The 1416-nt window shown below is 56.9% G+C and carries 1 rRNA gene; it reads left to right on the top strand.

What is annotated here, in order from left to right:
* Nucleotides 1–1394: ribosomal RNA gene (locus P2Q00_RS50560) — 23S ribosomal RNA — on the top strand; the annotation flags it as partial.
* Between the last annotated feature and the right edge of the window lie 22 nt (nt 1395–1416).

Here is a 1416-nt window from a genome sequence, read left to right on the forward strand (position 1 = left end):
GGCTGAGACCTGATGCCGAGCCGATTGTGGTGAAGTGGATGATCCTATGCTGTCGAGAAAAGCCTCTAGCGAGTTTCATGGCGGCCCGTACCCTAAACCGACTCAGGTGGTCAGGTAGAGAATACCGAGGCGTTCGGGTGAACTATGGTTAAGGAACTCGGCAAAATGCCCCCGTAACTTCGGGAGAAGGGGGGCCACACCCGGTGATCGGATTTACTCCGTGAGCTGGGGGTGGCCGCAGAGACCAGCGAGAAGCGACTGTTTACTAAAAACACAGGTCCGTGCGAAGCCGTAAGGCGATGTATACGGACTGACGCCTGCCCGGTGCTGGAACGTTAAGGGGACCGGTTAGCTCCATTTCGGTGGGGCGAAGCTGAGAACTTAAGCGCCAGTAAACGGCGGTGGTAACTATAACCATCCTAAGGTAGCGAAATTCCTTGTCGGGTAAGTTCCGACCTGCACGAATGGCGTAACGACTTCTCGACTGTCTCAACCATAGGCCCGGTGAAATTGCACTACGAGTAAAGATGCTCGTTTCGCGCAGCAGGACGGAAAGACCCCGGGACCTTTACTACAGTTTGATATTGGTGTTCGGTTCGGCTTGTGTAGGATAGCTGGGAGACTGTGAACTCCGGACGCCAGTTCGGGGGGAGTCGTCGTTGAAATACCAGTCTGGTCGTGCTGGATGTCTAACCTGGGTCCGTGATCCGGATCAGGGACAGTGTCTGATGGGTAGTTTAACTGGGGCGGTTGCCTCCTAAAGGGTAACGGAGGCGCCCAAAGGTTCCCTCAGCCTGGTTGGCAATCAGGTGTTGAGTGTAAGTGCACAAGGGAGCTTGACTGTGAGACCGACGGGTCGAGCAGGGACGAAAGTCGGGACTAGTGATCCGGCGGTGGCTTGTGGAAGCGCCGTCGCTCAACGGATAAAAGGTACCCCGGGGATAACAGGCTGATCTTCCCCAAGAGTCCATATCGACGGGATGGTTTGGCACCTCGATGTCGGCTCGTCGCATCCTGGGGCTGGAGTCGGTCCCAAGGGTTGGGCTGTTCGCCCATTAAAGCGGTACGCGAGCTGGGTTTAGAACGTCGTGAGACAGTTCGGTCCCTATCCGCTGTGCGCGCAGGAGTCTTGAGAAGGGCTGTCCCTAGTACGAGAGGACCGGGACGGACGAACCTCTGGTGTGCCAGTTGTTCTGCCAAGGGCATGGCTGGTTGGCTACGTTCGGGAGGGATAACCGCTGAAAGCATCTAAGCGGGAAGCCTGCTTCGAGATGAGGACTCCCACCCACTTGATGGGGTAAGGCTCCCAGTAGACGACTGGGTTGATAGGCCGGATCTGGAAGCACCGCAAGGTGTGGAGGTGACCGGTACTAATAGGCCGAGGGCTTGTCCTCAGTTGCTCGCGTCCACTGTGTT

The organism is Streptomyces coacervatus, assembly GCF_029223485.1.
GTDB lineage: Bacteria > Actinomycetota > Actinomycetes > Streptomycetales > Streptomycetaceae > Streptomyces > Streptomyces coacervatus.